Source organism: Jatrophihabitans sp. YIM 134969, assembly GCF_054456675.1.
Genome location: NZ_JBTJEQ010000090.1, coordinates 1 through 6215, shown reverse-complemented (window position 1 = coordinate 6215; position 6215 = coordinate 1). Strand labels below are relative to the sequence as shown.

Here is a 6215-nt window from a genome sequence, read left to right as displayed (position 1 = left end):
TCGTCGGTGCTCATCGCCCTGCTGCTCGGGGGATTCCTCGTCGCCTCGGTGGGTCTGCTCGGCGGTCAGGGCGCGATCACCCAGGCCGTCGGGCGGCTGCTGGTCAGGAGGTCGGCGGCCAGGGCGTCGGCGGCCCGGCGGTGCAGCGTGCGGGCCTCGATCGGCAGCAGCGCGGAGAGCACGGCTTCGTGGGCGAGGCCGTGCCGGAAGGCGTAGCCGTCGTCGCGGACCACGACCAGCCCGACGGCGACGGCCTCACGGACGGCCCCGGCGAAGGCGCGGTCGCCGGCGTCGTCGGCCGGGAGGTCGACCGCGGCGCGCAGCACCCGGTCCTCGACCCACTCGCCGAGCACCGCCGCCTGCCGCACCACGGCGAGCGCGGTGGTCGACAGCGCCCGCAGCCGGTCGCCGAACAGGTCGCGCGCGAGGGAGTCGTCCGGGCCCGAGACCAGTTCCGTGAGCAGGTACGGGTTGCCGCCCGATCGTGCGGCCAGCGAGTCGACCTGTTCGGGCGTCGGTGCCGGGCGGCCGAGTTCACGGTGCAACGATCTGATCAGGTCGCGGCAGTCGTCGGGGCCGAGGCCGGTGAGCAGGACCCGCCGGGCGCCATCGGCCCGCGCGAGGTCGGTCCACGTCTGCCGGACGTGCGGGCGCAACGGGCCGCCGTCGTCACGCAGGGCGACCACCACCGAGAGGGAGCGTCGCGCCGCGGTGGCCACGAGGTAGAGCAGCAGGTCGCAGGTCGTGTCGTCGGCCCACTGCAGGTCGTCGACGACGATCGTGGTCGAGGTGCCCGCGTGGCGCGGGGCGATGACGTCGGCCCAGCGGCCGATGGCCGCGGCCCGTTCGACCGCCGACGCACCCGAGAGTTCCGGGCCGCCGGCCACGGGCCAACCCCCGCGTTGGTCGAGCAGTTCCTCGATCGCTGCCAGAGGCAACGGTTGCCCGGCGAGCTGCAGGCACGCCGCGGAGACGACGTGGTCGCGTTCGCCGACATCGGCGAGGGCCGCGCGGATGAGAGAGGTCTTGCCGGCGCCGGCTTCGCCCGACAGCAGGACGACGTGGCCGGGGCCGCGCAGGGCTGCGGTGACGTGGGCGCGTTCCGGAGCCCGGCCCAGGTACGGGGACCGGCTCACGCCACCGATCCTCCCACGCTTTCCTCGCGTCGTGGTAGGGATCGGACGGCGGACCGCCCCGGTCGTCACGTCGAGGAACACGAGGCGCACCCGGGTGCCCGGCGGTCGGGGACGTGATGGGTCTCGGCCGTCAACAGGTCCACCACCAACTGGTGATCGAGCAGCGGGGTCGGCGCCACACCGGTGAGGAACTTCGTGGCCTCCAGGGCCGCCAGTGAGCCGAGCAGACCGGCGACCGGTGACACGACCGGGCTGGTGCCGCGGCGCGCGTCGACCCGGAGTTGTTCGACCATGCGGGCGTTGGCGTCGGAGGCGTCGTCACCGGGTTGCAGGCGGCACTGCGCGCAGGCGGTGCGACCGGGCACGAACAGGTCGACCACGGCCGACAACCCGACCGTTGCACCGCGCAACCACGGTGTGCCGGACCGCAACGCCGCGGCGTTGAACCAGCCGTCGATGTCCACGCGCGGTCGGTCGGCGGCGCACACCACCAGGTCTGCGCCGAGCATCCAGCTCTCGACGTCGGCGGCGCAGGTGACCCGGACGGCGCTCGTGGTCACCGCGACCAGCGGGTTGACCGCGCCCAGGTGCTCCGCGGCGGCGTCGACCTTGAGCCGGCCGACGTCGGCGTCGCGGGCCAGCACGTGCCGGTTGAGGTTGGCGAGCTCGACGGTGTCGTCGTCGACGAGCGTGAGGTGACCGACCCCGAGGCTCGCGAGGTGCAGGGCGAGGTGCGAACCGAACCCGCCGAGGCCGACGACCACGACGGAGGCGTCCTTGAGCGTGAGCTGCGGACTCCAGCGGGTGGTCGTGGGCGCGTCGCCGTCGAACCCGTTCGGGCGGCGGTCGCTGAAGTAGCTGAAGAACTCGGCGTTGCGGTCGTAGCGGACCAGCTCGTCGTCGGAGAGCCCGCTCGGGGCGGGGAGCGCAGCGTCCTCGAGGAAGCCGTCGGCGGCGAGGGTGTCGACCATGGCGCGGATGTCGCCCGGCGCGAGCGAGCCGGCGAAGCGGGCCACGACCTCCTCGACGGTGTAGCGGCCGTCGAGGGTGTGCAGGACGGCCCGCACCCAGCCGTCGGGGTCGGGCACGTGTGCCGAGAGCGGTGTGCGCGGGATGCCGAGCGAGACGGTGTCGGTGGCGATGTCGAGCGGGGCGTAGACCGCCTTGACGGCGGGACGCGCGGGCGGGTGCGACACGGTGGTTCCTCCCGGGTGCAGACGGGGATCGATCAGGGCCGGCCGCCCGGCGCCGTCCGGAGTGCGGCGCCGGGTCCACGCGGGTGGCTCAGCAGTCGCCGGCCACGGGGGTCGGCGTGTTGGTCGACGTGTCGACCCGGTCCAGGCGGGTGATGACGACGGTCACGGGTGCCACCTCCTTCCGTCTCGAGCTCCTGGTGACGGAGTCGATCGTCGGTCGGGGAGAGGGGTCGTCACATCGTCAGACCGTGCAGTCCGTGCGTGGTCGGCTACGTAGTCCGGCCGTCCTCCGCGCACGACCGGGCGTCGGAACCGTCTCCGCGCGGGCCGGGAGCACGGTTCGGACGCCCTGTCGTCGGGTCGGGCGTGCGACGGTCAGGTTCCGGGAAAGGCGACGGTCGGGGTGGCGGGCGTGGCGAGGGCGCGCCAGCGGGCGGCGCGGACGGCGCCCGCGACCAGGGCGTCGACGGCACGGGTCTTGAGCCCACCGACGTCGGTGCCGTCGCCGGTGCGGACCACCACGTAGCGCCACGCGGCGAGGCACGCCTCTTCCAGCTGCAGCGCGTACGCCGCGGCCTGGGCCGGTGTGGTCAGCGGCGAGGGCAGCGGGTAGTCGACGGCCGGGGCGACCGGGGTGCGGGCGAGGCCGACCAGCGTGGCGGTCAGGGCGTCGACCAGGGCGCCGTGGGCGTCGTCGCAGGTGCGGGCGAGCGCGACCTGGGTGCGGTCGGTCAGCCGCGGCCCGAGCACGGGGTAGCCCCACACGGCCTGCCGTTCGGCGGCCAGCGCGTCCTGCGCCGCGCCGACCAGCTGCGAGTCGCTCGGGGTCGTCGACGGTGGGGGACTCGACGGCGGGGGAGTCGGGGTCGTCACGTCAACACCGCTGCGTGGCTGGCCTCGGACGCCGCGATGCAGGCCAGCAGCACCGCGGCCGTGCCGTTGCCGGCGAGACACGCAGCCTTCGCCGCCCCGGCCGCGTCCCGCTCGGCGAGCGCGAGGTCGGCCGCTTGTCGATCTGCGGGCGGGGGCGGGATCGGGGACTCGCTCCCGGATGGCGATGGTGACGAGTCCGAGGGCAGCAGCGCCGTGAGTGCGTCGAGGTGCGCCTGATGTTCGGTTCTGATGCTGGTGAACAGCGCGTTCGGTTCGGAGTAGTCGTACAGCGCGAGCAGCCTGCGCTCACGGTCGATGGCCGCCAGCACGTCGGCGGGCGGGACGGGGTCGGGGACGACCTCGCGCGGGGCGTCGGTGGCCACGAACCCGGCGACACCGCCGCCGATCCCGCCGAGGACGAGCAGGCCGCCCCCGAGCAGGACGCGCCGGGAGACACCACGACCGTGATCAGGGTCCGGGCCCGCCGGTGACTCCGGGGACCGCGGTGCGGGCGTCGACATCGCCGGTCAGTGTCGCACCCGCGCGCCGGTAGACTCTCCCTTCTGCCGTGTCACGCGGCACGGACAACTCGACACGGGAGGAACCAGGCATGCCAGCGCCTCGGGGCGACGATCTCAAGCCCCTCCTGGAGCCGGTCGTGGCCGCCGCCGGCTACGAACTCGACGACGTCGTGGTGACCCCTGTCGGCCGCCGCTCGTTGCTGCGGGTCACGGTCGACGGTGACGACGGTGTCGACCTCGACGCGATCGCCGTCGTGAGCCGCGCGGTCGCCGACGCCCTCGACGCCAGCGACACCCGCTTCGGCGGTGAGACCGGCGCCGCCTACACCCTTGAGGTGAGCAGCCCCGGGGTCGACCGCCCGATCACCGAGCCGCGCCACTGGCGTCGGGCCAAGGGCCGGTTGGTCAGCACCAGCACCGTCGCCGACGGCACCCGCTTCACCGGCCGCGTGGTCGACACCAGCGGGGCGAGCGTGGTCCTCGAGGTCGACGGCACCGCCCGGGAGTACCCGTTCGACGCGCTCGGCCAGGGCCGGGTGCAGGTCGAGTTCAACCGCAACGGCAAACCCGAGGACCCGCGCGGCAAGGCCGAGCCCGACGACGACGTGGACCTCGAGGAGGACGCCTGATGGTCAGCCTGGACATGGCGGCGCTGCGCAGCGTCGCCCGCGAACGTGAGATCGGGATCGACCTGTTGGTCGACGCCCTGGAGAGCGCGCTGCTGTCGGCCTACCGCCACGCACCGCTGTCGATGCCGCACGCCCGGGTCGCCATCGACCGCTCGACCGGCGAGGTGGTCGTCTGGGCGCAGGACCTCGGTGACGACGGCACCGTGGTCGAGGAGTACGACGACACACCCGAGGACTTCGGGCGGGTCGCGGCGCAGACCGCGCGGCAGGTCATCACCCAACGCCTGCGTGACGCCACGGCCGACCAGTGGTTCGGCGAGTTCGCGGGCAAGGAGGGCGACATCGTCACCGGTGTGGTCCAGGCCGACGCCCGGGCGCGTGAGCGCGGGATCGTCATCGTCGACATCGGCAAGATCGAGGCCGTCCTCCCGCAGTCCGAGCAGGTCCCGGGCGAGGACTACTCCCACGGCACGCGGCTGAAGTTCCTCGTCGTCGCGGTCGCCCGCGGCGGTCGGGGGATCTCCGTCACGGTGAGCCGTACGCACCCGGCGCTGGTGACCAAGTTGTTCGCCCTCGAGGTGCCCGAACTGGCGGACGGCAGCATCGAGATCACCGGCGTCGCCCGTGAGGCGGGACACCGCAGCAAGATCGCCGTGCGCAGTCACGTGGCGGGGCTCGGCGCCAAGGGCGCGTGCATCGGGCCGATGGGCCAGCGGGTCCGCAACGTCGTCGCGGAACTCGGCGGCGAGAAGATCGACATCATCGACTGGGCCGAGGACCCGGCGACGTTCGTCGGCAACGCGTTGTCGCCGGCCCGGGCCGAGCGGTCCTGGGTCATCGACGAGTCGGCCCAGGCCGTGCGGGTCGTCGTGCCGGACTACCAGCTCTCGCTCGCCATCGGCCGCGAGGGCCAGAACGCCCGGCTCGCGGCGCGCCTCACCGGGTGGCGCATCGACATCCACTCCGACGCCGAGGACGAGGCGACCCTGACGGCGCCGCCCCGTGCCGACCGCCCGGCCCGGCCACTGCGGGGATTCGTCCGCGACGGTGTCGACAGCCGCGCCGGTGACCGTGCCGGCGAGGGCGCCCGGCCGTCCTCCGCCCCACGGCGCTGAGCTCGGCGGGGACGGGAGACGCCGCCGTGAGGAGTAGAGTCGTCCGCGGTCGCCCCTCGGGCGGCGCTTCCCGTCGTGCGCGCACGTACTGACCCCGAGCCGGTTGCCGGCGAGGGACCGGTCCGGACGTGCGTCGGCTGCAGGCGCCGGGCGGGGGTGGCTGAGTTGTCCCGCGTGGTCGCGGAGACGCCCACCGGCTCGGACCCTGTCGTCCGGTTGGTGGTCGACCTCCGACACCGACTCCCCGGCCGAGGCGCCTGGGTGCACCGCAGGGAACAGTGCGTCGAGCAGGCGATCCGTCGCCGGGCGTTCGCACGGGCCCTCCGGATCACCGCCGGCGTCGACACCGAGGCCGTCGTCCGCCACGTCAGTCCACCGTCCGAGAGCAGGTCCACGAGCGATGAACCCGCGATGAAGCTCCCATGAGCCCGTCCACCGCCTGATCCCGGCGACCTGCCCTCCCACGGGCTTGCCGCCGGTCGACCCCACGAAGGAGTCCCGTGCCCGGCAAGACCCGAGTGTCCGTTCTCGCCAAGGAGATCGGCGTCACCAGCAAGGACGTCCTCGCCAAGCTCAGTGAGCTCGGCGAGTACGTGAAGAGCGCCTCGTCGTCCATCGAGGCCCCGGTCGCGCGGCGCGTCCGCGAGGCGTTCCCGGAGGCCGCGGCCAAGCCCGCGCCCGCCAAGAAGGCCGCCGCGAAGCCGGCGCAGGCCCCCGCTCCGGCGGCGACCGCCACCGAGTCGGC

The 6215-nt window shown here is 74.1% G+C and carries 8 protein-coding genes; 4 read left to right on the top strand and 4 right to left on the bottom strand.

Features of this window, described 5'->3' with window-relative positions; translation table 11 throughout:
* Nucleotides 1-65: 65 nt before the first annotated feature.
* The 4 genes from ACXR2U_RS23745 to ACXR2U_RS23730 all read right to left on the bottom strand — a co-directional run bounded on the left by ACXR2U_RS23745 (nt 66) and on the right by ACXR2U_RS23730 (nt 3726).
* Nucleotides 66-1136, bottom strand: a complete 1071-nt coding sequence (locus ACXR2U_RS23745; protein WP_458827570.1) for an AAA family ATPase — start codon at nt 1134-1136, stop codon at nt 66-68.
* Between the two features lie 65 nt (nt 1137-1201).
* A complete protein-coding gene (locus ACXR2U_RS23740; RefSeq protein WP_458827569.1) occupies nt 1202-2332 on the bottom strand; it encodes a HesA/MoeB/ThiF family protein in 1131 nt (376 codons plus the stop codon).
* 375 nt (nt 2333-2707) lie between these two features.
* The gene (locus tag ACXR2U_RS23735) at nt 2708-3205 is read right to left on the bottom strand and encodes a DUF4439 domain-containing protein (RefSeq protein ID WP_458827568.1); all 498 of its coding nucleotides are present in this window, start codon (nt 3203-3205) and stop codon (nt 2708-2710) included.
* Nucleotides 3202-3726: a hypothetical protein gene (locus tag ACXR2U_RS23730; RefSeq protein ID WP_458827567.1), complete on the bottom strand. Its 525-nt coding sequence runs from the start codon at nt 3724-3726 to the stop codon at nt 3202-3204. Before ACXR2U_RS23730 ends, ACXR2U_RS23735 begins: the two co-directional genes overlap by 4 nt.
* A gap of 89 nt (nt 3727-3815) precedes the next feature.
* On the opposite strand from ACXR2U_RS23730, the gene rimP reads away from it, so the two are divergent.
* From rimP to ACXR2U_RS23710, 4 genes are all read left to right on the top strand, one after another.
* Nucleotides 3816-4355: a ribosome maturation factor RimP gene (rimP, locus tag ACXR2U_RS23725; protein ID WP_458827566.1), complete on the top strand. Its 540-nt coding sequence runs from the start codon at nt 3816-3818 to the stop codon at nt 4353-4355.
* The gene (nusA, locus tag ACXR2U_RS23720; protein ID WP_458827565.1) at nt 4355-5470 is read left to right on the top strand and encodes a transcription termination factor NusA; all 1116 of its coding nucleotides are present in this window, start codon (nt 4355-4357) and stop codon (nt 5468-5470) included. Before rimP ends, nusA begins: the two co-directional genes overlap by 1 nt.
* A gap of 75 nt (nt 5471-5545) precedes the next feature.
* Nucleotides 5546-5896, top strand: a complete 351-nt coding sequence (locus ACXR2U_RS23715) for a YlxR family protein (protein ID WP_458827564.1) — start codon at nt 5546-5548, stop codon at nt 5894-5896.
* 74 nt (nt 5897-5970) lie between these two features.
* The coding region (locus ACXR2U_RS23710; RefSeq protein ID WP_458827563.1) for a translation initiation factor IF-2 N-terminal domain-containing protein at nt 5971-6215 on the top strand (245 nt) is incomplete at its 3' end.

What these genes read in the sequence shown, in the direction of transcription:
- rimP (WP_458827566.1), top strand. Translation starts at nt 3,816, where the DNA reads ATGCCAGCGCCTCGGGGCGACGATCTCAAGCCCCTCCTGGAGCCGGTC.
- nusA (WP_458827565.1), top strand. Translation starts at nt 4,355, where the DNA reads ATGGTCAGCCTGGACATGGCGGCGCTGCGCAGCGTCGCCCGCGAACGT.
- ACXR2U_RS23730 (WP_458827567.1), bottom strand. Translation starts at nt 3,726, where the DNA reads ATGTCGACGCCCGCACCGCGGTCCCCGGAGTCACCGGCGGGCCCGGAC.